Raw genomic sequence first — 1,977 nt, forward strand, 5'->3', positions numbered from 1 at the left:
CCCCCCCGCGGGCCCCCCCCCCCCCCCCCCCCCCCCCCCCCCCCCCCCCCCCCCCCCCCCCCCCCCCCCCCCCCCCCCCCCCGGCGGATGTTCTCCACCACCGGTTCGATGATCGCCAGCAGCAGATCGAGCTTGGAGGGGTAGTGATAGTAGAGCGATGCTTTTGTGATTCCCACCGCATCCGCGACCTCGCGCAGGCTCGTCTGTTCGAAACCCTTGCTCGTGAACAGCTTGACCGCCGCGTCCCTGATCGCCATTTTCGTGCCGCCACCTGCGATGATGTCGTGGCCTGGATACGGTTGAGCCATGGGCTGATCCTCTCACCCCGGCCGGTGCGTGTCGGCCAGGTCACGAAAACTGAGGTTGTTCCTCCGCTTAGTCGCCGGTTAGTCTACCTACCGCACGGTAGGCAGGAGCGTTGTGGAGGCGGGGCGCGCCGCAGAGGCCCCGCGAAGTGCTGTCTACGCAGGCCATGAACGAGCACGTCCCAGTCATTCGCTAGGAGAACCCACTCGTGTCCGTCTATCTGTACCGATTCGGAAAGTTCGCTTTCCGCCGCAAATGGATAGTGCTGCCCGTCTGGCTCGTCCTGCTCGGCGTGCTGGCCGCCCTCGGCGGGCAGCTGGGCAAGCCGATGAGCAACGACTTCAGCATGCCCGCGCTCCCCTCCGAGCGCGCCACCGACATCCTCGACAAGCACTTCCCCGGCGCGTCCTCGGCCTTCGAACTCGACGCGGTCACCGGCACCTACGTGATCGCCGCGCCCGAGGGCCAGAAACTGACCGACCCGGCCAACCGGGCCACCGTCGACGCCCTGGTCGCCGCCCTCGACGGGCTGCCGATCGTCGACCACGCCAAGCCGGTCACCAACCCGATCCTGGCCGCCGAGGCCATGGGCTGCCTGGACGCGCCCGATCCGGCCACCTGCAGCGGCGCCCCGTTGAACGTGCTCAACACCGAAGCGCCGGACTCGGTCGCCGTGATCGCGGTGCCCTTCACCATCCCCTCCTTCACCGACATCACCGCCGCCGACCGCGAGGCCGCCTACGACGTGGCCGACGCCGCCCGCGCGGCCGGCCTGACCGTCGAGGTCTCCGGCAGCATCGCCCAGGAGGAGGTGCAGCCCAGCGGCCAGGCCGAGCTGATCGGCATGGCGGTGGCGCTGGTCGTCATGATCATCGGCTTCGGCGCGATCGTCGCCGCCTTCGTCCCGATCGTGACCGCGATCTTCGGTCTCGGCGCGGCCATCGCGATGGTCACCCTCGGCACCTCGTTCATGGAGATTCCCAGCTTCACCACCTTCCTGGCCTCCATGATCGGCATCGCGCTGTCCATCGACTACGCGCTGTTCATCGTCTCCCGCTACAAGCACGAACTCGTGGTCCAGGACTCGCCCGAGGAAGCCGCGGGCGTGGCGCTCGGCACCGCGGGCTCGGCGGTGGTCTTCGCCGGCCTGACCGTCATCATCGCGCTGGCGGGCCTGAGCATCGTCGGCGTGCAGTTCCTGACCTTCATGGGCCTCGGCGGCGCCGTGGCGGCCGCCTTCGCGGTGATCACCGCCATCACCCTGATGCCCGCGCTGCTCGGCGCGTTCGGCCGCTTCCTGTTCACCCCGAAGCTGCCCTTCGTCGCCAAGCACGATCCCGAGGACGACGACGCGGTCACCAACGGCATGCGTTTCGGCCGCCTGCTCGGCAAAGCGCCCTGGGTCGCCGTGGTGCTCAGCGTGGTGGTGCTCGGCGCCCTGGCCGCGCCCGCCGCGAACCTCAGCCTCGGCCTGCCGGGCGAAGACGCCATGCCCGCGGAGTCCACCGTCCGCAAGGCCTACGAGCTGCGCACCGAGGGCTTCGGCGAGGGCAGCAACGGCGTGCTCAACGTGGTCGTCGACCTGGAGAACGTGCCGGGCGACCGGCGCGAGGAGGCCGTGAACACGCTGCGCGAGCGGCTGGCCGGCTACTCGGACATGGACTACGTGAC

Annotated in this window: 2 protein-coding genes; one reads left to right on the plus strand and one right to left on the minus strand. The window is 69.7% G+C overall.

What is annotated here, in order from left to right:
* Positions 1-308: TetR/AcrR family transcriptional regulator (locus tag QH283_RS00080; RefSeq protein ID WP_280500976.1), on the minus strand; the 308-nt coding region annotated here is incomplete at its 3' end.
* Between the two features lie 206 nt (positions 309-514).
* Here QH283_RS00080 and QH283_RS00085 point away from each other — a divergent pair.
* The coding region (locus QH283_RS00085; protein WP_280500977.1) for an MMPL family transporter at positions 515-1,977 on the plus strand (1,463 nt) is incomplete at its 3' end.

This window comes from Nocardia farcinica, assembly GCF_029867845.1.
Taxonomy (GTDB): domain Bacteria; phylum Actinomycetota; class Actinomycetes; order Mycobacteriales; family Mycobacteriaceae; genus Nocardia; species Nocardia farcinica_A.